25 protein-coding genes are annotated in these 22002 nt (G+C 63.3%); 10 read left to right on the forward strand and 15 right to left on the reverse strand.

Annotation, left to right across the window (positions count from 1 at the left end):
- Nucleotides 1-1766 (reverse strand): prolyl oligopeptidase family serine peptidase (locus B3M53_RS13365; RefSeq protein WP_286800578.1); only part of this gene is annotated, 1766 nt, incomplete at its 3' end.
- A gap of 103 nt (nt 1767-1869) precedes the next feature.
- Between B3M53_RS13365 and B3M53_RS13370 the strand changes: the two genes are divergently transcribed.
- Nucleotides 1870-4437 (forward strand): ligase-associated DNA damage response DEXH box helicase, encoded by a 2568-nt coding sequence (locus tag B3M53_RS13370; RefSeq protein ID WP_286800580.1) that lies wholly within the window; start codon nt 1870-1872, stop codon nt 4435-4437.
- Here the strand turns inward: B3M53_RS13370 and B3M53_RS13375 are convergent.
- Entirely contained in the window at nt 4434-5057 is a 624-nt protein-coding gene (locus B3M53_RS13375; RefSeq protein WP_160092428.1) for a glutathione S-transferase family protein, read from the reverse strand. The two genes, B3M53_RS13370 and B3M53_RS13375, sit on opposite strands and share 4 nt — an antisense overlap.
- 57 nt (nt 5058-5114) lie before the next feature.
- Nucleotides 5115-6764, reverse strand: coding sequence for an AbgT family transporter (locus B3M53_RS13380; protein WP_286800582.1), 1650 nt, complete (start codon nt 6762-6764; stop codon nt 5115-5117).
- A 171-nt stretch (nt 6765-6935) separates the two neighbouring features.
- Here B3M53_RS13380 and B3M53_RS13385 point away from each other — a divergent pair, with 171 nt between their 5' ends.
- The 6 genes from B3M53_RS13385 to B3M53_RS13410 all read left to right on the forward strand — a co-directional run bounded on the left by B3M53_RS13385 (nt 6936) and on the right by B3M53_RS13410 (nt 11641).
- The gene (locus B3M53_RS13385) at nt 6936-8555 is read left to right on the forward strand and encodes a cisplatin damage response ATP-dependent DNA ligase (RefSeq protein WP_286800584.1); all 1620 of its coding nucleotides are present in this window, start codon (nt 6936-6938) and stop codon (nt 8553-8555) included.
- A gap of 51 nt (nt 8556-8606) precedes the next feature.
- Complete coding sequence (locus B3M53_RS13390; RefSeq protein ID WP_286800585.1) at nt 8607-9437, forward strand: mechanosensitive ion channel family protein; 831 nt, start codon at nt 8607-8609, stop codon at nt 9435-9437.
- A 41-nt stretch (nt 9438-9478) separates the two neighbouring features.
- On the forward strand, nt 9479-9790 hold the full coding sequence (locus tag B3M53_RS13395) for a DUF6460 domain-containing protein (RefSeq protein WP_022700181.1): 312 nt from the start codon (nt 9479-9481) through the stop codon (nt 9788-9790).
- Nucleotides 9791-9866: 76 nt separating this feature from the next.
- Complete coding sequence (locus B3M53_RS13400) at nt 9867-10676, forward strand: response regulator (RefSeq protein ID WP_286800588.1); 810 nt, start codon at nt 9867-9869, stop codon at nt 10674-10676.
- A gap of 42 nt (nt 10677-10718) precedes the next feature.
- On the forward strand, nt 10719-11231 hold the full coding sequence (locus tag B3M53_RS13405; protein ID WP_286800589.1) for a PaaI family thioesterase: 513 nt from the start codon (nt 10719-10721) through the stop codon (nt 11229-11231).
- Nucleotides 11228-11641 carry a PaaI family thioesterase gene (locus B3M53_RS13410; protein ID WP_160092433.1) on the forward strand — a complete coding sequence of 138 codons (414 nt, stop codon included), beginning with the start codon at nt 11228-11230 and terminating at the stop codon, nt 11639-11641. Before B3M53_RS13405 ends, B3M53_RS13410 begins: the two co-directional genes overlap by 4 nt.
- Before the next feature lie 86 nt (nt 11642-11727).
- Here the strand turns inward: B3M53_RS13410 and B3M53_RS13415 are convergent, their stop codons facing one another.
- The 4 genes from B3M53_RS13415 to B3M53_RS13430 all read right to left on the reverse strand — a co-directional run bounded on the left by B3M53_RS13415 (nt 11728) and on the right by B3M53_RS13430 (nt 13397).
- Nucleotides 11728-12042, reverse strand: coding sequence for a UrcA family protein (locus tag B3M53_RS13415; RefSeq protein ID WP_286800590.1), 315 nt, complete (start codon nt 12040-12042; stop codon nt 11728-11730).
- A gap of 284 nt (nt 12043-12326) precedes the next feature.
- Nucleotides 12327-12680 (reverse strand): UrcA family protein, encoded by a 354-nt coding sequence (locus B3M53_RS13420; RefSeq protein ID WP_286800592.1) that lies wholly within the window; start codon nt 12678-12680, stop codon nt 12327-12329.
- A 139-nt stretch (nt 12681-12819) separates the two neighbouring features.
- Nucleotides 12820-12978 carry a DUF2256 domain-containing protein gene (locus tag B3M53_RS13425; RefSeq protein WP_084683401.1) on the reverse strand — a complete coding sequence of 53 codons (159 nt, stop codon included), beginning with the start codon at nt 12976-12978 and terminating at the stop codon, nt 12820-12822.
- Entirely contained in the window at nt 12975-13397 is a 423-nt protein-coding gene (locus B3M53_RS13430; RefSeq protein WP_286800593.1) for a thiol-disulfide oxidoreductase DCC family protein, read from the reverse strand. The genes B3M53_RS13425 and B3M53_RS13430 overlap by 4 nt, the downstream gene beginning before the upstream one ends.
- A gap of 39 nt (nt 13398-13436) precedes the next feature.
- On the opposite strand from B3M53_RS13430, the gene B3M53_RS13435 reads away from it, so the two are divergent.
- Together B3M53_RS13435 and B3M53_RS13440 are read left to right on the forward strand one after the other, a co-directional pair.
- Nucleotides 13437-14432: an NAD(P)/FAD-dependent oxidoreductase gene (locus B3M53_RS13435; RefSeq protein ID WP_160092436.1), complete on the forward strand. Its 996-nt coding sequence runs from the start codon at nt 13437-13439 to the stop codon at nt 14430-14432.
- Between the two features lie 43 nt (nt 14433-14475).
- The gene (locus tag B3M53_RS13440) at nt 14476-15789 is read left to right on the forward strand and encodes an MATE family efflux transporter (RefSeq protein WP_286800594.1); all 1314 of its coding nucleotides are present in this window, start codon (nt 14476-14478) and stop codon (nt 15787-15789) included.
- Here B3M53_RS13440 and B3M53_RS13445 read toward each other — a convergent pair.
- A complete protein-coding gene (locus tag B3M53_RS13445; RefSeq protein ID WP_286800595.1) occupies nt 15786-16829 on the reverse strand; it encodes a quinone-dependent dihydroorotate dehydrogenase in 1044 nt (347 codons plus the stop codon). The two genes, B3M53_RS13440 and B3M53_RS13445, sit on opposite strands and share 4 nt — an antisense overlap.
- On the reverse strand, nt 16826-17176 hold the full coding sequence (locus B3M53_RS13450; protein ID WP_160092439.1) for a DUF952 domain-containing protein: 351 nt from the start codon (nt 17174-17176) through the stop codon (nt 16826-16828). Before B3M53_RS13450 ends, B3M53_RS13445 begins: the two co-directional genes overlap by 4 nt.
- 132 nt (nt 17177-17308) lie before the next feature.
- On the opposite strand from B3M53_RS13450, the gene B3M53_RS13455 reads away from it, so the two are divergent.
- Nucleotides 17309-17941 (forward strand): S24 family peptidase, encoded by a 633-nt coding sequence (locus B3M53_RS13455; RefSeq protein WP_286800597.1) that lies wholly within the window; start codon nt 17309-17311, stop codon nt 17939-17941.
- Nucleotides 17942-17992: 51 nt separating this feature from the next.
- On the opposite strand, the gene B3M53_RS13460 is transcribed toward B3M53_RS13455, so the two are convergent.
- From B3M53_RS13460 to B3M53_RS13485, 6 genes are all read right to left on the reverse strand, one after another.
- Nucleotides 17993-18220 carry a helix-turn-helix transcriptional regulator gene (locus B3M53_RS13460; protein ID WP_286800598.1) on the reverse strand — a complete coding sequence of 76 codons (228 nt, stop codon included), beginning with the start codon at nt 18218-18220 and terminating at the stop codon, nt 17993-17995.
- A gap of 2 nt (nt 18221-18222) precedes the next feature.
- Nucleotides 18223-18642, reverse strand: coding sequence for a hypothetical protein (locus B3M53_RS13465; RefSeq protein WP_286800600.1), 420 nt, complete (start codon nt 18640-18642; stop codon nt 18223-18225).
- Between the two features lie 138 nt (nt 18643-18780).
- Nucleotides 18781-19551 carry a hypothetical protein gene (locus tag B3M53_RS13470; protein ID WP_286800602.1) on the reverse strand — a complete coding sequence of 257 codons (771 nt, stop codon included), beginning with the start codon at nt 19549-19551 and terminating at the stop codon, nt 18781-18783.
- A 65-nt stretch (nt 19552-19616) separates the two neighbouring features.
- A complete protein-coding gene (locus tag B3M53_RS13475; protein WP_022700196.1) occupies nt 19617-20495 on the reverse strand; it encodes an S-methyl-5'-thioadenosine phosphorylase in 879 nt (292 codons plus the stop codon).
- On the reverse strand, nt 20492-21100 hold the full coding sequence (locus B3M53_RS13480) for a GrpB family protein (RefSeq protein WP_286800604.1): 609 nt from the start codon (nt 21098-21100) through the stop codon (nt 20492-20494). Before B3M53_RS13480 ends, B3M53_RS13475 begins: the two co-directional genes overlap by 4 nt.
- Nucleotides 21101-21192: 92 nt before the next feature.
- Nucleotides 21193-21999, reverse strand: a complete 807-nt coding sequence (locus B3M53_RS13485; protein ID WP_022700198.1) for a cytochrome c1 — start codon at nt 21997-21999, stop codon at nt 21193-21195.
- Between the last annotated feature and the right edge of the window lie 3 nt (nt 22000-22002).

Raw genomic sequence — 22002 nt, forward strand, 5'->3', positions numbered from 1 at the left:
CCGCCATTTGAGCGGCCATGGATGGCGAGGTGATCGGGGCTGGTCCAGCCCATGTCGATCAGGGCGTGTCCGGCGTTGATGAAGTCGTCAAAGACGTTCTGCTTGTTGGCGAGGCGCCCGGCGTCATGCCAGTCGCGGCCATAGGCCGACCCGCCGCGCAGATTGGCGATGGCGTACACCCCGCCCATCTCCATCCACTGCAAGCGCCGCACGTCAAAGTCCGGACGGCGCGTGATGGCGAAGCCGCCATAGCCATAAATCAGTGTCGGGCGCACGCCATTGGGGTCCACATCGCGGTGATGGGCCACGAACAGCGGAATGCGCGCCCCGCCCGTGCTCTCATAGAAGGTCTGGCTGACCACATAATCATCGGGGTTGAAGGTCAGGTCCGGCGCGCGAAACACCGTGCTCTCGCCCGTCACCACATCATAGCGATAGAGCGCCGGCGGCTGATTCAGGCTTTCATAGGCATAAAACGTCTCGGATCGTTCAGGGGCGCCGCCAAAGCCCGAGGCCACGCCCAGGCCCGGCAGCTCCACTTCGCGAACGAACGCGCCGTCCGGCGTATAGACGCTGATCGCACTCGCCACATCGCGCATGGTCTCAACGATCAGGTGTCCGCCCACATGGTCCGCCCCTGTGATCGGACCGTCGCCTTCGGACACCACATCCGTGAGGGTTTCAGGGTCTGACAGAGAGACCGAAACGATCCGGCCATTGGGCGCGCCAAGATCGGTCTGGAAGAAGAAGGTCTCGCCGTCATTGCCGACATAGCCATGGTTGTTGCCAAAGCCTTCAAAGATCTCGACCGGCGCCGCGCCCTCGTCCTCAAGGTCGAGAACATGCACGCCATTGCCGTCCGTGCCGGTGGAGGAATTGATGATCAGATAGCGCCCGTCATCGCTGACAGAGCCCCTCCAGCCCACGTCCGGCGCGTCGGGATCAGCCATGATCTGAACGTCTTCGCTCTGATCGGTCCCCAGCGTGTGGAAATAGATCGCCTGGTTGAGGTTGAGCGCGGTGAACGCCTCGCCCTCTTCCGGCGCGGGATAGCGCGAATAGTAAAAGCCCGAGCCGTCCTTGGCCCAGCTCAAGGGCGAGAACTTCACCCATTCGATCTCATCGCCGAGCTGTTCGCCGGTCTCCACATCCATCACGCGGATCGAGCGCCAGTCTGACCCGCCATCGGCGATCAGATAGGCGAGCTTGGTGCCGTCGGGGCTCGGCACCGTGCCGGCCAGCGCCGTCGTGCCGTCCGCCGCCCATTCATTGGGGTCGATGAGCGCGCGCGCCTCGCCCTCCAGCCCGTCCTGCACCATGAAGACCGACTGGTCCTGCAGCCCGTCATTGCGCGAGAAGAAATAGCGAAGCCCGTCTGCGGTCTCGCGCGAGGTCGGCAGCCCATAGCGCTCGTAATTCCACAGCTCCGCCAAGCGCTCGGCAATGCGCTCGCGACCGGGCAGCTGGTCGAGATAGGCGTTGGTGGTTTCGGTCTGCGCGGTCACCCAGTCCGCAACATCTTCAGAGACGCGTACATCCTGTTCCAGCCAGCGATACGGGTCGGACACAGCCACTTCGCCCTCGGCGGCGGAGGCATAGACATCCACCTGGTCCACCGTGCGGGTTTCCGGATAGGCTGGCGCCGCGATCTCTACGCGTTCAGCGCTCACCGGTTGCGTTTCGGCGGGCGCTTCAGTCTCGGCGGCCGGCTGGCTGCAAGCGGTCAGGGCCAAAACGGATGCGAAGGCGAACAGGGCTGCGCGCATCGGGCGTCTCCTCGAGGGTTATTGTGTTGCGCAGGAGACTAGGGCGAGACGCGCGCAGAGGAAAGACTGTGCCCGCCCTGCGCGCATGCTATCTCTTTCGCGGATGAAGCACGCCCGCCTGCCCGCCCTGCCTGATCGGTTTGAAGCCTGGTTTGAACGCCGCGGCTGGACGCCGCGCGCGCACCAGCGCGAGATGGTCGCCGCCGCGCAAGCGGGCGAAGACGCGCTGCTGATCGCGCCCACGGGCGGCGGAAAGACGCTGGGCGGCTTCCTGCCCAGCCTGATGGATCTGGCTGAGATCGCCGACGCCGGCGGCAAGGATCGCCCCCACCGCCTGCACACGCTCTATATCAGCCCGCTGAAAGCGCTGAGCCAGGACGTGGCGCGCAATCTGATGACGCCGATCGAGGAGATGGGGCTGAACTTGCGCGTCGAGACCCGCACCGGCGACACGCCCGCCTCCAAACGCACGCGCCAGCGCGCCAAACCACCCGACATCCTGCTGACGACGCCCGAACAGATCGCGCTATTCTGCGCCCAGGAAAACGCCAGCGCCTTTTTTGAAGATCTGCGATGCGTGATCATTGACGAGGTGCACGCCCTCGCGCCCGCCAAGCGGGGCGATTTGCTGGCGCTGGGCCTCGCCGCCTTGCAGCACTATGCGCCCAAGATGCGCCGGGTGGGCCTGTCCGCCACGGTGAAGGATGAAATGGGCCATGCGCGCTGGCTGACGGCGCAAGGCTCAGGCGAGGACGCTCGCTTCGCCCGGATCGTCCGCGGCAGCGCCGGCGCGGCGCCGGAGGTCGAGGTGATGACGCCCGACGAGCGCATCCCCTGGTCGGGACATTCGGGCCGCCACGCCATGAAGGACGTCTACGAGCAAATCAAAGGCGCGGGCACGGCCCTGATCTTCGTGAACACCCGGTCGCAGGCCGAACTGGTGTTTCAGGAGCTGTGGTCCATCAATGACGACAACCTGCCCATCGCGCTTCATCATGGTTCGCTGTCCGTCGAGCAGCGTCGCAAGGTGGAGGCGGCCATGGGTGCGGGCGTGCTGAAAGCGGTGGTGTGCACCTCCACCCTCGATCTGGGGATCGACTGGGGGGATGTGGATCTGGTGATCCAGATGGGCGCGCCCAAGGGCACCTCGCGCCTGCTGCAGCGACTGGGCCGCGCCAATCACCGGCTGGATGCGGCAAGCCGCGCCGTGCTGGTTCCCACAAACCGGTTCGAGCATCTGGAATGCGCCTGCGCCCGCGAAGCGGTGCTGGCGGGGGCGCTTGATGGTGATCCGCTGAAAGCGGGGGCGCTGGACGTTCTGGCGCAACATGTGATGGGCCGCGCCTGCGGGGATCCGTTCGACGCTGACATGCTCTATCGCGAAATCACCGCCGCTGCGCCCTATGCCGAGCTGGACCGCGAGACCTTTGACCGGGTGCTCGCCTTCATCGCCGATGGCGGCTATGCGCTGGGCAGCTATGACCGGTTCAAGCGCCTCGTGAAGACCCGCGACGGGCTCTGGCGCGCCCGCAATCGCGATGTCGCCCAGCGCCACCGGATGAATGTGGGCACCATCATTGAAGCGCCCATGCTGAATGTGCGGCTGGCGCGCAGGACCGGCGCGTCAAAGCCCCGACACGGGCGCGGTCACCAGGGATTGGTGCGGCCGGGCGAAGTCTCCCGCGCGGGCGGCGCCCAGGGCTCGACCCTGATGGGCGGCAAGATGCTGGGTCAGGTCGAGGAATGGTTCACTGACCAGCTGAGCCCCGGCGACACCTTCATGTTCGCCGGGCAAATCCTGAGCTTTGAAGGGGTGAGCGGCGGTGATTGCCTGGTCAGTCGGTCGAGCGCGGAAGATCCGAAAATCCCCAGCTATGAGGGCGGCAAATTCCCCTATTCCACCTATCTCGCCGCCCGCGTGCGCGAGCTGGTGCACAATCCTGAGCGTTGGTCGCTCCTGCCCGACCAAGTCCGCGACTGGCTGGAGATCCAGAAACTGAAATCAAAGCTGCCTGCGCCCGACAGCCTGCTCGTGGAGACCTTTCCGCGCGCGGGTAAATCCTGGCTGGTCTGCTATCCATTTGAAGGTCGGCTGGCGCACCAGACACTGGGCATGCTGGTGACCCGGCGGCTCGAGCGGCTGGGCAAGCAGCCCCTGGGCTTTGTGGCTAATGAATACGCGCTGGCGGTCTGGGGGCGGAAAGACCTCAGCGACGTGGATATGAGCGCGCTGTTTTCCGAAGACATGATGAGCGACGATCTCGACGCCTGGCTGGCCGAAAGCGATCTGATGAAGCGCACCTTCCGAAACTGCGCGCTGATCGCCGGTCTGATCGAGCGCCGCTTTCCGGGGCAGGAGAAGACGGGTCGGCAAGTCACCTTCTCCGCCGACCTCATCTATAATGTGCTGCGCGATCATGAGCCTGATCACATCCTGATGCAGGCCGCCTGGGCGGACGCCGCCGCGGGCCTGCTGGACGTGCGCCGCCTGTCAGATGCGCTGGTGCGCGTGGCGGGGCATGTGGAGGCGGTGCATCTGGATCAGATCAGCCCGCTGGCCGTCCCCGTCATGCTGGAAGTGGGCCGCGAGCCCATCCGTCATGGCGAGGCGATGGACGCCATCCTGGAAGACGCCAGCGAGGATCTGATCGCTGAGGCGATGAAGGTTTAATCCTCCGCCGTCACCTTGCGCATGGCCTTATAGGCGTCGCGCTGCTGCACCCGGTCGAGCCAGGCTTTGAGGGCCGAGCCGTCTTTCACGCCGCCCCGTTTTGAGATCGCGTCGAGCTGGAAGCCCATCAGGCAATCTGCGGCGCTGAATTGTTCGCCTGCGAAATAATCATTCTGGCTGAGATGGCGTTCGATATGAGCGAAGGCCTTGGCGCGTTCGCCCTCCATGAACTGATCGAGCAGGGAGTCCTTGAGCCCGGTCGCCTCGCAATAGGTGCTCATCAGGAAGGGCAGGAAGGCCGCGCCTTCCGAAGCGTGCATCCATTCCAGGAATTTCAAACGCCCCGGCGCATCCGGCTTCGGGTGCAGGGCGTGGTCAGGGTCAAACGTATCCAGCAGGTATTGCGCAATAGCGCCGGTCTCCGCCAGCACTGTTCCGTCTTCCAGCTCCAAGAGCGGCGCTTTGCCCAGCGGATGTTTCTCCGCCAGCTCGGGCGGGGCGAGGCGCACTTGCGGGTCGCGCTTATAGCGCTTGATCTCATAGGGCGCGTTCAGCTCTTCCAGCAGCCAGATGATCCGTTCGGAGCGGGAGAGTTCGAGATGGTGCAGCGTAACAGGCATGAGCGCCTCCGGACTTGAATGAAAACGCCGGGAGCAGAGCCCCCGGCGCTTGTCTGATTAGTTGGCGTTCGGCAGGACGTAGCCCACTTCCGCGCCCGGCCCCAGAGGCAGGCCGAGGAACACCCAGGCCATGGTCATGATGATGCCCGAGATCAGAAGCCAGATCGAATAGGGCAGCATGCTAGCGGTCAGGGACCCGATGCCGAAATTGTCCACCCAGCGGCGGCAGAAGATCAGAACCAGCGGGAAATACACCATCAGCGGGGTGATGATGTTGGTGGAGCCATCGCCCACCCGGTAAGCCGCCGTCGCCATTTCCGGGCTGACGCCCAAGAGCATCAGCATCGGCACCAGAACCGGCGCCATCAGCGCCCATTTGGCGCTGGCCGACCCCACAAACAGGTTCAGCACCGCCGAGAACAACACGATCAGTCCAAGGACCAGCGGCAAAGGCAGGCCCGATTGCTCGATGGCGTTCGCGCCGTTCACCGCCGTGATGATGCCCAGGCTCGACTGGTTGAACATCTCCACGAAGTAGGCGGCGAAGAAGGCCAGCACGAGGTAATAGCCCATATCCTTCATCGCTTCGGCCATCATCGAGACCACGTCGCGATGGCTTTTCACCGTGCCCGCGGCCTGGCCATAGGCGACGCCCGCCAGAAGGAAGAGGATCATGAAGCCCGCCACCAGCGACTGGAAGAACGGCACCATGGCGATGGCGACGCCCTGACCCGCCTCCAGCGCGGCCTCGTTCAGCAGCGGCACGTCGCCGCCATACATGGAAAACGCGCCAAAGCTCAGCAGCGCGACCAGGTCGACCGCCATCAGAAGCCACAGGAAACACACGCCCAGAACCGCCCAGAGCGCCCGCCACATGCCTTTTTTCTGGCCGTCCGTCAGCGGGGCGTCGGGATCATCCTCGCCGTCCTGAGCCGCAGTGGAAGCGCCGCCGGTCCACGGACCCAGGCGAGGCTCGACGATGCGGTCGGTGACAAACCAGATCACCGGCATGAAGACAAACGTCATCGCGGCGATGAAATACCAGTTGCCGACAATGTTCATGGTCCAGTCCGGCACCAGCGCGATCACAGACGCCTCGGTCACGCCAAACAGCAGGGCGTCGAGCTGGCCGGGCAGAAGGTTCGCGGAGAACCCGCCCGACACGCCGGCGAACGCCGCCGTGATGCCTGCAACCGGGTGTCGCCCGGCGGCGGCGAAGATGACGCCCGCCAGCGGGATCAGCACCACATAGGCTGCGTCCGCCGCCAGATTGCCCATCATCGCCACCAGCGCCACAGCCGGCGTTAGCAGCATTTTCGGCACGTCACGCACCGCCGCGCGCATGGCGGTGCCAAAAAGGCCCGCACGTTCGGCGACGCCCGCGCCCAGCATCACCACCAGCACATAGCCCAGCGGGTGGAAGCCGGTGAAGATGTCAGGCATTTCAACGAGCAGGTGCTGCAGGCTTTCGGAATTGAGCACGCTGCGCGCATTGACGATCACCGCACTGCCGTCGGGATTGGTCTGGGTGGGGTGAATCGCGGAGAGGCCGATCATCGCGGTGATCACCGAGATGACCACCATGGCGATGATCAGATACAAAAACAGAAAGGCCGGGTCCGGAAGACGATTGCCCGTGCGTTCAATCAGCCCCAGAAAGCCTGTCTGGTGTTCGGTTTGCGCGCTGTCGCGCCCTTGTTCGCTCATGATGCTCCCCATCACCACAGCGGCCCTTAATGTTGAGCGCGCCGCTAAACCTGTTCATTGCAAACAGGGATACAGGGCCTCGGCGCAAACGAAAACCCAAAGCGCATAGGGTTATCACCTGAATGGGCGTCCGGGCGGCAAAAGCAAGCTGCGATCCTATATGGTCTGGGCATGGAACGCTTCGCCACTCTTCTTGACCGATTGTCCTATACGCCCCAGCGCAATGGCAAACTGCGACTGCTGGCGGATCATTTCCGCACGACGCCTGATCCTGACCGCGGCTATGCGCTGGCGGCGCTGACCGGCGCGCTGGACTTCAAGACCGCCAAGGCCGCGGCCATCCGCAGCCTTGTGAGCGAACGGGTCGATCCGGTCCTGTTCGAGCTGTCTTATGATTATGTCGGCGATCTGGCCGAAACCGCCGCGCTGATCTGGCCGCAAAAGCATGGCGCGAACCGCCCGCCGGACCTGGTCGAGGTCATCGACGGCCTGAGCACGGTGACCCGCGCAGGCGCGCCGGCGCTGATTGAAAGCTGGCTGGATGCGCTGGACGCGCAAAGCCGCTGGGCGCTTCTCAAACTCGTCACGGGCGGGCTACGCGTCGGCGTCTCGGCCCGGCTCGCAAAAACCGCGCTGTCGCAATTCGGCGATGTGGACATCACCGAGATCGAAGAGCTTTGGCACGGGCTCGAGCCGCCCTATGAAAGCCTGTTCGCCTGGCTCGACGGCGCAGCCGACAAACCCGTCAACGCCGCCAAGGCGCCCTTCCGCCCGGTCATGCTGGCCCATCCTGTGGATGACGGCGCCTTCGAGCGCCTGAACCCGGAAGATTTTCTCGCCGAATACAAATGGGACGGCATCCGCATTCAGGCGGTGAGCGAGGCGGGCGTCAGACGGCTCTACACGCGTACCGGCGACGATATTTCCCACACCTTCCCCGACGTGCTGGCTGCGCTCGATTTTGAAGGAGCGATCGACGGTGAACTCTTGATCCGTACCGAAGACGGGCAGGTCGCGCCGTTCTCCGACCTCCAGCAAAGGCTCAATCGCAAGACCGTCTCCAAGGCGATGATGACCCGCCTGCCAGGCTTCATACGCGCCTATGACATCCTGGTGGAGGGCGAGGAGGATGTGCGCGGCCTGCCCCTGACACAGCGCCGCGAACGGCTTGAGCGCATGCTGGCGAACACCGGTTCGACGCGCATTGACCTCTCTGAAAAGGTGTCCTTCTCGGACTGGTCTGACCTTGACGCCCTGCGGGCTGATCCGCCCCATGTTCAGGCTGAAGGCGTGATGATCAAACGCAAGGACAGCCCCTATCTGGCGGGACGGCCCAAAGGTCCGTGGTGGAAACACAAACGCGACCCATTCCTGATCGACGCCGTTTTGATGTACGCCCAGCGCGGCCATGGCAAACGGTCGAGCTTTTATTCAGATTTCACCTTCGGTGTCTGGCGCGAAGACGACGGCGCACAGGTGCTGGCGCCGGTGGGTAAGGCCTATTTCGGTTTCACCGATGAGGAATTGAAAAAGCTCGATAAATTCGTCCGTGACAACACGGTCGAGCGCTTCGGACCGGTGCGCTCCGTCGCCGCCCGGCCTGATTTTGGTCTGGTCCTGGAGATCGCCTTTGAAGGCCTCAACCGCTCGCCGCGCCATAAATCCGGCGTCGCCATGCGTTTTCCGCGCATTCACCGGATTCGCTGGGACAAGCCGGCGGGCGAGGCGGATACGCTCGACACGGTGGTGAAAATGCTCCCCAAACCTCTCACACCTTCGGCGAAACAGTGATATCCAAGGCTTTATCAAAGACCTTCGTCTGAACATTTGGGGACGCACTTCATGGACACTTCCGCCTTTGATCTTCAACGGGCTCAGGAATACCTGACCACCATCGGCTTACAGATGGCCATGAATGTGGCGATGGCGGGGATTATTCTGATCGTCGGCTTCATGATCGCGGGCGCGATCGGCCGCACCATCCGCTCCATCCCGGACCGCAACCCGAAAATGGACCGGACGCTGGCGAGCTTCTTCGCGTCCATCGCCAAGTACCTGGTGCTGGCGATCGTGATCATCGCCGTGCTGACCCGGTTCGGAGTTCAGACCACGTCCATGGTCGCCGTGCTCGGCGCCGCCTCGCTCGCCATCGGCCTCGCCCTTCAGGGAACGCTGTCCAATGTGGCGGCAGGCGTGATGATCATCTTCTTCCGCCCTTACAAGATCGGCGATTATGTCGAGGTCGCGGGCGTTGCAGGATCGGTCAAGGACATCACCCTGTTCTACACCGAGCTGAACACCCCCGATAATCGCCAGATCATCATCCCGAACGGCCAGTCCTGGGGCAATGTGATCACCAACTTCTCCGCCTACCCGACCCGCCGCTGCGACTTCGTGTTCTCGGCCGGTTATGGCGATGACATCGACAAGGTGATCGGCGTTCTTCGCACCACTTTCGAGGCCGACAGCCGCGTTCTGGCCGAGCCGGCCCTGTTTGTGGAAGTCAAAGCCCATGGCGCGTCCAGCGTCGATTATGTGGTGCGCGCCTGGTGCAAGGCGTCAGACTACTGGGATCTGCACTTTGACATGAACAAGCGCGTCAAAATCGCGTTCGACGCCAACGACATCGAGATCCCCTACCCCCACCAGGTGGAAATCCAGAAACAGGGCTGATCGCCGCGATTACGCCCTATTTGCATGAGACACAGACGATCATGAGTGAAGACAAACCGCAGACCTCCGGACGTCAGTCCGTGATCCATCGCATTCTGAGCGTGCGGTTCGCAGACCTCATGGTCGTCGTTCTCCTGTGTGTGCTGGTGGGCCTGGTCCTGGCGGTGTTTCGCGTCGACCCGGCCGATCTGTGGGTGGATTTCTTCCAGACCGTGGGCGAAGCCTGGGCGTCCTTCTTTGACTCCATCGGCGCGTCCTTGCGCTGGGCCTTGCGCTATTTCTTTCTGGGCGCAGTGATCGTCCTGCCGATCTGGCTGGCGGTGCACCTGATCCGGGCGTTTACCCGCCGGTAAGACTAACCCTCGAATTCATAAGACAATCTCCACTTCTTTCTTGTACGAAGGCTGAGGTATGCCTTTGGGGGGAAGAGTGGCGGCAGAACTCGACATTGATTTTAACGATGACTCGTCTGACGACGCCGTCGACTGGCGCCAGCGCGCCGTCATCGTGTGCGATCCCACGCCGTTCTCACGCCGCCTGACCGTGGATATCCTGCGGTATGCGGGCGCGGAGCGCATTCAAACCTGCACCACGCCTGACTCTGCCATCTGGTTTGCTGAGAACGCTGATCATTCCGTCATGCTGGTGGACTGGCGCGATGACCGGCTGGACGCGGCGACCACCATTCGCAAGCTGCGCCGCACCAAAAGCGCCGCTCGCCGGACCCCGGCCATGATCCTGTCCACCAAGAACACGCTTCTGGACATCGAAGCGGCGCGCGACGCCGGCGCTGACACATTGGCGCTGCGCCCTGTCTCTCCGCGCGCCGTCACCGAGCGTCTGACCGAGATCACCCAGCGCCCCCGCCCCTTTGTGAAGACCCTGAATTATAATGGTCCCGATCGCCGTGTGCGGGGTGAAAACCGCGCCAGCGCGTTCAAACGCGACATGGATGTGGCCGCCGGCCTGACCTCGCCGTTGCAAGCCGCTCGGGCTCAGGCCCAATCGATCATTTTCAACATGTTGCGCAAAGGCGATCAGTTGTCGGCCCGTATCGGCCGCTCCCTGGAGCGTTTCCTGTCCAGCGTCGAGGCGTTGGGCGAGCGCGAACGCGAGATCATCCAGCTGCACCGCGCCTCCCTGGGACGCCTGGCTGATCTGCAGGGTGAGCCCGAGCAAACGCGCATGGAAGTGGTCGAAGGCCTGGAAACGCTGGTGCGACGCAAGGTCCGCGACTGATCAGGCTGGAAAGCTCCGCCGCATCTGATTACAAGCGGGCGTATGAGCGACCCATTACAAGATAAACTCGATACGCTGGCCGGCCTTCTGGTCGACGGCAGCCCCCATGCCGTGGCGCTGGGCCTGAAGCTGGTCAGCGTCAGCCCCGGCGAAGCCGTGATCCGCGCGCCCTATCAAGACGCCTCAATCGGGGCCCCCGATACCGGCGTCATGCATGGCGGTGTCGTCACAGCCTTGCTGGACCATGCCTGCGGCACCGCGGCCTTCGCAGGGCTCGGCGGGGATCAGGCGGTCGCCACTCTGGATTTGCGGCTTGATTACATGCGCCCCGCCAGGCCGGGTCAGGATGTGATCGCCGTCGCCAGGACCATCAAGGTGTCCGGCCTGATTGCCTTTGTCAGCGCCTTCGCCCATGACGGCGACACGGAAGACCCTGTCGCGACCGCTCATGCCGCCTTCATGGTCAGCCGCGTCAGCCAGGCCGCCGCCGAGCGCGCCAAGGCCGATTTCGATGAACAGGCCGGCGCTACGAAAACCGGAGGCGCCCGCTCATGAATGATCGCCTTCTGAAACTTCAGTCGAGCCCGTATGTCTCCCGCATGGGCGTTCGCTTTGACGATCATGGCGACGAACTGACTGCGATCCTGCCCTATGACGAATGGCTGATCGGCAATCCGTTGATCCCCGCCCTTCATGGCGGCGCGATCGGGGCCTTCATGGAGATCACGGCCTCGGCCGGACTTCTGGCCTTCACCGAGCTGGCCGCATTGCCCAAACCCATTGACGTGTCAGTGGATTATCTGCGCCCAGGCAAACCACAGGATGTCTACGCTCGCGCGTCCATCACCCGGCAGGGCTCACGTGTGGCCAATGTCCGCGTGGACGCCTGGCAGGATCGCCGCGCCGCGCCCATCGCCAATCTGCACGGGCATTTCCTGATCAAGCCGGTGAAGGCGAACGGCTAGGTCAGGCCCGCCCCTGTTCCCTCAGACAAAAAGCCCCGCAGGACATCCTGCGGGGCTTTTCAGACCGTCAAAGAGACGAACCGGACCTAGCGAACTTCTGCAGCCATCTCGATGACGCCATTGACGCGGGCGACAGCGATAGTCAGCTGGGATTCGCCCTGACGCTGGGCTTCGATCATGCACTCACGCGCGATGCGGCGCTCAGACAGGGTGCGCGCTTCGTAGACTTCACAAACGTTCAGAGCGGCGCTGCGGATACGATCGCGCAGGGTCTCCAGACGCTCGACATTCGTCAGGTCAGAGGCGCGGAAACCAATTTCAACGGATTTCGAGGTTTCGGAAGCAGAGGCGGCGCCGGTCAGGGAAGCGGCGGCGATCAGGGCGGCAGCGATGAGACGCATCGGGGATGTCCTTTGTTTCGTAAGCGAACCGCTCTTGTGGCGGCTCGGATCCAACCAGGCCGGAGGAACCGGCTGGGAAACGTTTTGCCCGCCTTTTGCTACGCGGCTGTGACACTTGCGCCCGCTTACGCGCAGCTCTGTCTTGCATATATGCATGGCGAACCATGAAACCGGGACTCGCCGCTGAAAAGAAAAGACCTCCACCCTGAGTCAGGGAGGAGGTCAGTGGGAACAGCCTCGTGAGCAATGTGGCTGTTGTTCCGGGATCTGAAATCCAAGGCGACCTAATGGGCCGCCTGATCGGATTCAATCGCGCTTTGCGCGTATTGGCGTCTTGAAGCGCGGGCCTCGGCGATCTGAATTTCAAGCTGTTCAAGCCCTTGCTCATAGGCAGTTTGAGCGCAGGCCCGGGCTTCACGGCTGATACGAGAGTGAAGGCTCCCAGGCTCACGGCACACACGGCGCGCTGTGTGAGCGATCTCACGACGGAGGGACTCGACGCCCTCGTCAGAGAGAAGTTGTTCGCTTGCGAAGTTCACGACCCGGCTTTGGGTCAGAACATCTTCAGACGGGAGTTCAGAAGCGGGGGCGAGCGTGAGTCCAGCCAGGCTGGCGAGCAACACGGAAAGCGTAGACATGACCTATCTCCTAAGTTCGACCTTTGGACGCGGACCGCCCTCTTCGGAGCGGATCTCTTCTGTCCATAAGGCTGACCCTAGGTCGCCTCACCTAACCGCGTGCTGGCCGCTACATGAGACTTCCGTCATGTGCCGTACATTAAACAGTCTGGCGTTTTGAGGCGCACCGCTTGGAGCAATATTTCACGCTCTCCCAGTTGCGCTCCCATTTCTTTCGCCAAGCGAAGGGGCGCTTGCAAACCGGACAAATCTTTTCTGGCAAATCGCCCTTTTTGGAGCGCGGCGCTGGACCTTTCATCGGACACCTCCCCCGGACCACCGTCCCACCAGTTTCTGCAGATAGGGCCGAACGGGCAGGAACAGCCGGTAGGCGCCTTCACCGATCCAGACAAAGGGCGGCGCGCCGCCGATCACACCCAGCCAACGCCAGCCCGGCGTGACGCGCCAGAGCGCCGCAAAAGCCGCTGCGCCGGATCTCAACCGGCCCTTTTCATCCCGCACATGAAAGCGCTTGAGCGCCTGTTCACAGCTGACGCCTGACGGCGACGCGCCGTCCTGAGTTACGTCCGTGAACTGAGCATTAGCGCCTGAGTTGCGATAATATCCGATCTCCGCCCGGCAGAGCGGACATCCGCCATCATAAAAGACCTCGACAGGCGCCCCTGCGACTGCATCATCGGGTTTGGATTCACTGGGTTTTGTATTTTTCTGATCCATAACACTTATCATACTAGACCGCAGCGAAGAGGATGACAGGTGGCCAGGCAACGCGCAGCAGTGATCGGCGCCGGATTGGCGGGCGCAGCCGCAGCCAGAGCCCTGTCCGCCCGCGGACTGGACGTCGTTCTGTTCGATAAAGGGCGCGGACCAGGCGGACGCATGTCCACCCGCCGGGCCAGCACGCCGCTGGGTGATGTCAGTTTTGATCATGGCGCTCAATTCCTGACGGCCACCGGTGAAAGCTTCAGCACCCTGCTGACCGAAGCGCAAACCGCAGGCGCAGCCGATTTGTGGACGGGCCGCACCGTTTCCATCGACCGTGGCGGCAATGCGGAAAGCCTGCGTGATAAAACGCGCTGGGTCGGGGTGCCGGGCATGAACGCGATCGTGAAGACCGCCCTGACGGGCATGGATGTTCGATTCGGCAGCCGCGCGGTCCGGGTCAGCGGTGAAGACGGCGCCTGGATCATTCATTTTGAGGACGGAAAGACGGAAGGCCCATTCCAGAAGCTCGCTCTTACGATCCCCCCTGAACAGCTGATCGAGTTTCTGGCGCGGAGCGACGGTGAATTCTCCGCCATGATTGCTGAAGCGCTGGCGGCGAAACTCTCGCCCTGCTGGGCGGTGATGACCGTACCGGAAACAGCGGCTGATCCGGGGTTTGACGGCGCCAAACTGTTGGGGGGCGCGCTGCGCTGGATGGCGCGCATGACCTCTCGCCCTGGCCAGACGGGCCCTGAGTCCTGGGTGCTTCATGCTTCGCCGGACTGGTCTGAAGCGTTTCTGGAAAGCGATCCTGAGACTGTCGCTCGCGCACTGACCGAAGAAGCCTTCATCCGCTTTGGCCTGCCCCTGCCGGTGTGGAGCCAGGCCCATCGCTGGCGCTATGCGCTGGTGACCGAAGCGCCTGGAACACCCTTCGCCCTGGACCCGACCGGCACGTTGGGGTGTGCGGGAGACTGGCGGCTGGGCCCGCGCGCTGAACTCGCCTGGGAGTCCGGTGACGCCCTGGGTGACGCGCTGGCGGACTGATTTGACGCTCGCCTCCTGAGGACTGAGCGGTTATCCAGCCTGAATGACGGCCCTGCCCCTGACCCGCAAGCAAGTCTTCCTGCGCGCGCTGCCCATAATGGGCGCAAACATCGCCTCGCCTCTGGTGGGGCTGGTGGATCTGGCCGTGATCGGACGCACCGCCGACACCCAGGCCATCGCCGCCGTGGCGCTGGGCGGGTTGGTGTTCAACGTCTTTTTCTGGTCCGTCGCCTTTTTGCGCATGGGCGCGACAGCGCTCACCGCCCAGGCGGACGGACGCGAGGATGAAAGCGAAGTGCGCGCCGTTCTGTGGCGAGCAGGACTGATCGGCGTCGCCATCGGCCTGGTGTTGCTGCTTGCGCAATGGCCGCTGAAAGCAGCCGCCTTCGCTCTCTTTGACAGCCCTGAAGAGGTCGAGACGCTGGGCCGCGCCTATGTGGATGCGCGGCTCTGGGGGGCGCCGGCGGCCTTTGCGGGATTTGCCGTCTATGGCTGGCTGATCGGGTTGGGGCTCACCGGGCGCGCTTTGATCTTGCAGGCTGTGCTGAACCTCACAAACGCAGGCCTGTCCGTGCTCTTCGTTCTGGGCTTTGACATGGGCGTGGCAGGCGTGGGTGCGGCCAGCGCCGCGGCGCAATGGCTGCACCTTCTGGCGGCGGCCGGACTGATCGTCCTGATCCTGCGCAATCGCGGCCCGTCCCCCGCCAGCGCCCTGTTTGACGGAACCGCCATTCGCCGCCTGGTCTCGGTCAACCGCGACATCTTCCTGCGCACCATGGCGCTATTGGCCGGGTTCACCTGGTTCAACATCGCCAGCCTGCGTGAGGGGGCGGATGTTCTGGCAGGCAACGCCATATTGATGCAGTACATATCGATCTGCGCCTTCTTCCTCGACGCCTTCGCCCATGTGACCGAAGCCGAGACCGGCCGCGCAGCCGGGGCGAAGAACTGGAAGCGGCTGTTGCGCGCCTTCCGGCTGACCAGCGAGCTGGCGCTGGCCTTCTCGATCCTGCTCAGCGTCGGCTTCCTGCTGCTGGGCGATCAGTTCATCATGATGATGACCACTGACGAGGCCACCCGCGCCACCGCCCGAAGTTTCCTGATCTGGTGCGCCCTGGTGCCGCTAATGGGCATGCCGAGCTGGCAGCTGGACGGGTTGATGATCGGCGCCACCCAGGGCCCGCTGATGCGCAACGCCATGATTGCGGCGCTGGTGATCTATCTGGCGCTCGACGCGGTGCTGCGGCCCGCCTTCGGGGCGCACGGGCTGTGGCTGGCGTTCCTGGCGTATTATGTGGCCCGGGCCGGAACCTTGATGGTGGGCTGGCCGAGCCTCAAGCGCAGCTTTGCCGCCTAGACGTCGACGCCCACCGCCTCTGATACATGCTCGAACCCATCCGCTTTCAGCAGCATCGCCAGGCCGTCGCGGATTTTCAGCGCCAGCCCCGGCCCCTGATATACCAGAGCGGTGTAGAGCTGCACGGCGTTCGCCCCGGCGCGGATCTTGGCGTAGGCCGCTTCCGGCCCGTCAATCCCGCCCACGCCGATGATCGGCAGGTCCGGGCCGGTGCGTTGACGGAACTGGCGCAGCACCTCGGTGGAGCGCGTCTTGAGCGGCAAGCCAGACAGACCGCCCGCCTCGCCCTTATGGGCGCTTTTCAGGCTCTCAGGGCGTTCCAGCGTGGTGTTGGAGACGATCAGACCGGACAGGGCATGAACCTGAACCGCTTTGACGATGGCATCGATGTCGGCTTCGACCAGATCAGGCGCAACTTTCAAAAACACCGGTTCGGCCCAGCGCGCGTCATTGACCTTCTTCAAAAGCTCATCCAGCGCATCCCCGCTTTGCAGCGTGCGCAGGCCGGGCGTGTTCGGCGAGGAGATATTGACGGTGAAAAAGTCCGCCAGACCTGACAACGCTTTCAGCAGAACGGCGTAATCATTCGCCCGGTCTTCAGAATCCTTGTTAGCGCCCAGATTGACGCCCACAGCCCCCGTCGCTTTCGTCGGGCTGTCCTGCCGCGCTTCAAGCCGGGCTTTGACCGCATCAAGGCCCTCATTGTTAAAGCCCATCCGGTTGATGACGGCCTTGTCCTCGCGCAGGCGGAACAGTCGCGGCTGCGGATTGCCGAGCTGCGGACGGGGCGTCACCGCGCCCACTTCCACAAAGGCGAACCCGGCGTTGAGCAAGGCGTCCGGCGCTTCGGCGTTCTTGTCGAATCCGGCGGCGAGCCCGACCGGATGGCTCAGCTCCATGCCCGCCAGCGCGGTTTTCAAAACCGGATCAGCGGCCGTGCGCGCTTTAGGGCCAATCCCGGCCTTCAATCCCATCAGGGCGGTGCGGTGTGCGGTTTCCGCCGGCAACAGGGTGAGCAGCTTGGCGAGGGCGTCACTCATCGGGTCAACTCCGAAGGCAGACGCCACCCGCCGCGCTCATCACGTTGCAGCAAGTGAATGCCCGTGATCGCGCTGAACGGAATGTCGCCATAGACATGAGGAAACAGGGCGCCATTGCGGGATTTTTCCCATTTCAACGTCTCGCCCAGGGCCGCTGCATCGATCTCGGCCACCGCCAGACGTTCGGCGTCGGCATAGTGCAGCTGCAGGGTGTCCGCCAGCTGGTCCAGCGACGAGGCGTGGATGAAGCCGTCAGCCTTGTCATGGGCCTCGCCTTCATAGGCGCCGGCGAGCGATGCCGCGGCCAGAGCCGCCGGATCAGCGATGCGATAAATAAGCTCGGTCATGACACAGGCCGATACGACGCCAACGGGTCTGGCGCAAGCGTGCGTGCCTTCAGACTGCGCCTTCAAGAGCGCTCGGCATTCCTCAAGGATTTTTTTCCTGCTATAAGAGCGTAAAGAGTCGCGTTATACGGTATGCTTATGCTGACCCATGCCCAGATCTGGAACGGGATTGACCGGCTGGCGAACCGCGTGGGCCTGACGCCGTCGGGGCTGGCGCGCCGCGCCGGGCTGGACCCGACCACTTTCAACCCCTCCAAGCGCAAAAGCGCGGACGGCGCAAAACCGCGCTGGCCCTCGACGGAAAGCCTCGCCAAGGCGCTGGACGCGACTCAAGTGGGCTTTGACGAATTCGCCGCCCTCGCCATGGGCCGAAGCCAGGGCCGCTCCGTGCCGCTCATCGGCTTTGCTCAGGCCGGCAATGACGGCTTTTTCGACGATGCCGGCTTTCCGTCCGGTTCGGGCTGGGAAGACATCCTGTTTCCCGGCGAAGAGGGCGACGGCGCTTACGCCTTGGAAATTTCCGGGGAGTCCATGGCCCCTGTCTATCGCCATGGCGACCGCATCGTCGTCAGCCCTGAAGCGCCGCCGCGTCGCGGCGACCGGGTCGTGGTGAAAACCCGCGAGGGTGAAGTGATGGCCAAGGAGCTGGGCCGGGTCACCGCCGACAGCGTCGAGCTGATCTCGCTCAACCCCGCCTATGACAACCGCAATCTGGCCACCCGTGACATTGTGTGGATGGCCCGCATCGTCTGGGCCAGCCAATAGGCCAGCGCCCCCGCACTGGAAACTGCGAGGGCGCTGAACGCCAGAGATGTGTCAGGAGGAGCGCTCCGGCGCATACTCAAACACCTCGGTCAGGGATGTGTTGAAGACCTCAGCGATCTGAAACGCCACCTCCAGGGATGGGGAGTACTTGCCCTGTTCAATAGCCAGGATCGTTTGCCGGGTGACGCCGACCCGCTTGGCGAGCTCGGCCTGGGTCATCTCTCCGGCGTGAAAGCGAAGCTCGCGGATTCGGTTCTTGATCTGGGTGGATTTGGCCATGATCAGACACCCCTGCGGTAGTCGATGGCGCGCAGCACGCCCTTGACCAGCTCGGACGCCACAAGCCCCCCCAGGATCATATGCACGATCCAGAACAGGTGCTGCTCGGTCAACGCCAGTCCGAGCGACAAAACAGCTGCTGCACCCAGCACATAGCCTGAGCGGGCGTCCGCGCGCATTTCGATCAGCTTGTCGCGTTCGTCAGCCTCATCGGTCTCCTTGGGCGCCGCGATGGCGACGAGGATGTGGGCGACCACACCACCGATGACGAGGAACACAACCGCAGCGAAAAGATAGGGTCCAACCCCCTCCATGGACGGTCCATCACTTAACGCTGGCGGCATGACCACTGCGAAATATACGCCGTACGCCAAAGCTATGATGACCGTCATGACCAGATTGCTTTTTTCTTGAAACGACATGTCAAACTCCTTTGATTTGATATCGAATTTTTTTGACATGCTGAGATGTAAAAGAGCGCAGACTCCATGTCAATTATTTTTGACCTTTTGGGTGAAATTTTTGACTTTAATGCCGAACGTAAAGCTAAGCGTTTGAAATTACTCTTCGAGCAGACGCACCGCTTCGACCTGCGCCGCAGCGGGATCACTCTGCAGCAATCCCAGAAGGTGCCCTGCAAGCGCCGAGACCGCCTGGCCCACAGCGTCCTGGGATGAGGCTGTGATCGCCCGGTTCAGCATCAGCGTGGCTTCCTCGCCATGCGCAACCGGATCGGCGGCGACCAGCGCCACAGCAAAGCGGTAAGGAATGGCGGCTGGCGCGTCGTCCATCTCGACGGACTGACGCATCAGGGCGAGCCCCTCCGCTTCACTGGCGTCAAACATGCCCTCGCCCGCCCGGCGCACCACTTCCAGATGCCAGGCGCCCAGCATGGCCGGCGCCCAGGGCTCTGAAGGATCAAGCGCCAACGCTTCAACCATGTGATCGCGCCCGCGTTGGGGCAGGCCCATCATCACGGCGCGCACCGTGTTCACATAGCGGGACTGATACCCCAGCCCGGCAGCGAGGCGCAGATGCGCCTGGGCGTTGTCGGGCTCCAGCGTCAAAGCGGCTTCGGCATAGTCCTGCGCGCGCAGAGCGGCCTGTCGGCGTTCCCGGCGCGACATCCCTTCAGCCTGGTCGAGCGTAATGGGCATCAGCGCGGCTTCGGACGCCAGGATCAGCGCCTCCACATCAGCTGCGGCGCTGGCCGCGGCGCTCTCCGCGACGCCCCATTGGCCCGTCTCGAACGCCGTCATCGCCGGCGCGGGCGCTTGGGCGTGCGCCGGTGGGGACAGCACCATGACAGAGGCGGCCAGAGCGGACAGCATCGCGCGCTGAAGCGGAGAGTGACAGACCATCAGAACGCCCTTTCATGCATCATCAGTGCATGAAGCTAGGCCTTCAGCACCCGGCCCGCAACGGCGTCGAGTTTGGCCAGAAGCGCTGGATCGCGTTTTTCCGGCGCGGTGATGATGGCGTATTCGAGCGCTTTCTCGATGCCTTGCGGGCTGTCGGTGCGCTCGGTCGCCGCCATCGCCTTCACCAGGTTGCGCACCAGGGCGTGAGCATGGACGGTGTTGGCGTGCATGGTCCGAAGAATGTCGGAAATATCGACATCGGCGTCCTCGGTGCGCCAGCAATCATAGTCTGTGACCATGGAGACGCTGGCGTAGGGCAGCTCGGCTTCACGGGCGAGCTTGGCTTCAGGCATGTTGGTCATGCCGATCACGCTGCACCCCCATTGGCGGTAAAGCTGGCTTTCCGCGCGGGTGGAGAATTGCGGGCCTTCCATCACCAGATAGGTCCCGCCGCGCTGAACGGTTTCAACGCCAGCCGCCTCGGCGGCATCCGCCGCCATGGCGGACAGGCGCGAACACACAGGATCCGCCATCGCCACATGGGCGACGCAGCCTTCAGAGAAGAAGCTTTTATTGCGCGCGAAACTGCGATCGATGAACTGGTCCACAACCACGAACGCGCCCGGCGCCAGCTCTTCCTTGAGCGAGCCTACCGCAGACAGGGACAGAACGTCAGTGACGCCTGCACGTTTGAGCGCGTCGATATTGGCGCGGTAATTGAGATCGCTCGGCGGGATTCGGTGGCCTTCATCATGGCGCGCCAGGAACACCAGCTCCACACCCTCAAGCGTGGCGTGCACCAGCGTGCTGGAGGGATTGCCCCACGGCGTGCCCACCGTCTCCTTGCGCACGTTTTCCAGACCGTCCAGACCATAAAGGCCGGAGCCGCCGATAATCCCGAGTTTCCAGCTCATTCTTCGGTTCTCCAGTATGAATCAGGCACGCCCGGCGCCCAGTGATGGATCTCCGCCCAGCTTTCCGCCGACCGCAGCACGGTCGAGATGAAGGGACGCTTGATCGCCTGATACGCTGTCCGGTCGCTGCGTGTCTTGTCCGCTAACGCCATTTTGAAGTCGCCATAGTCCCGGCGCGCGCTCTCGTTATCGCGCAGGAAGTCGCGCATCAGAAGCATGTTGCGCGCGGCCGCCGCGCCATTGCGCCGGACATGGATATGCAGACGGCGCTGACCCTTGGCTTCTCTGAAATAGACCTTGCGCCAGTCATCCGGGCCCAGGGACGGCGCGGTGTCGAGGTTCGGGTCATCGCCGGTGTTTTCGGGGCGATGGGTGAAGCCCGCAGCCTTCATCGCCGTGATCAGCCCTTCATCGTCCAGATCAATGACCAGCGCCTGAATGTCGATCACATCCTTCGCGGCGAGCCCCGGCACGGCCGTCGAACCCACATGGTCGACGCGCAAGGCGCGCGATCCCAGAGCGACGCAGACAGCGTCCGCATACGCCAGGCCTTCGGCGGCCCAGGCAGGATCATGAGGTGAGACATGGATTGGATCGCGGCTCATGATCGGTCCTTTAACACCGGCAGCCTTCATAACAAACGGGCCGCCCGGATGTCCGGACGGCCCGCAATCTTGTTCCGTCTAAACGCGAAAGCCTAGTGCTTCACGTTCGACCAGACCTGACGGTAGGCGGCGTACAGCAGTCCCGCCAGCGCCAGCAAGTAGATCATGACCATCAGGCCCATCTTCTTGCGCACTTCCATGTGCGGCTCGGACGCCCAGGTCAGGAAGGTGACGACGTCATGCGCCATCTGTTCCTTGGTGGCTTCGGTGCCGTCAGCGTATTCCACCAGACCGTCCTGCAATTGCGGCGGCATGGCGATCAGACCGCCAGACATGTACGGATTGTAGTACTGACCCGGCGCCACGGTGACGTCCTCAGGGACTTCATAGTCATAGCCCAGCATCAGGGAGCGGATGTATTCCGGACCATGATGGCGTGCTTTCACGATCACCGAGAAATCAGGCGGGATGGCGCCGCCATTGGACGCCGCAGCCTGCGCATCATTGGCGTACGGGCTCGGGAAGCGGTCAGCCGGACGGCCAGCGCGCTCGAACATGTCGCCATATTCATCAGGACCGTCTTCGATGAAATATTCCGCCGCAATGGCCCGAACGATCGGGTTGTCATTGGGGTTGGGATATTCCTCGGTGTAGAACGGACCGCCCTGTTCGCCCAGATTGCGAATATGCAGTTGCTCCAGACCGTGACAGGCCGAACAGACCTGCTGGTAGACCAAGAAGCCGCGTTGCAGCTCGCCGCGGTCATAGCTGCCGAACGGTCCTTCCCAGGACCAGGTGTGCTCGGCGGGCTCATACTGCTCGCCCGCGCCCAGCGCGGCCGGGGTCGCCAGCGCCAGAGCGCCGACAGCCACGGTGAGGAGGCGTTGGATCGTTTTCATCTA

This window comes from Oceanicaulis sp. UBA2681, assembly GCF_002354675.1.
Classification (GTDB): Bacteria; Pseudomonadota; Alphaproteobacteria; order Caulobacterales; family Maricaulaceae; genus Oceanicaulis; species Oceanicaulis alexandrii.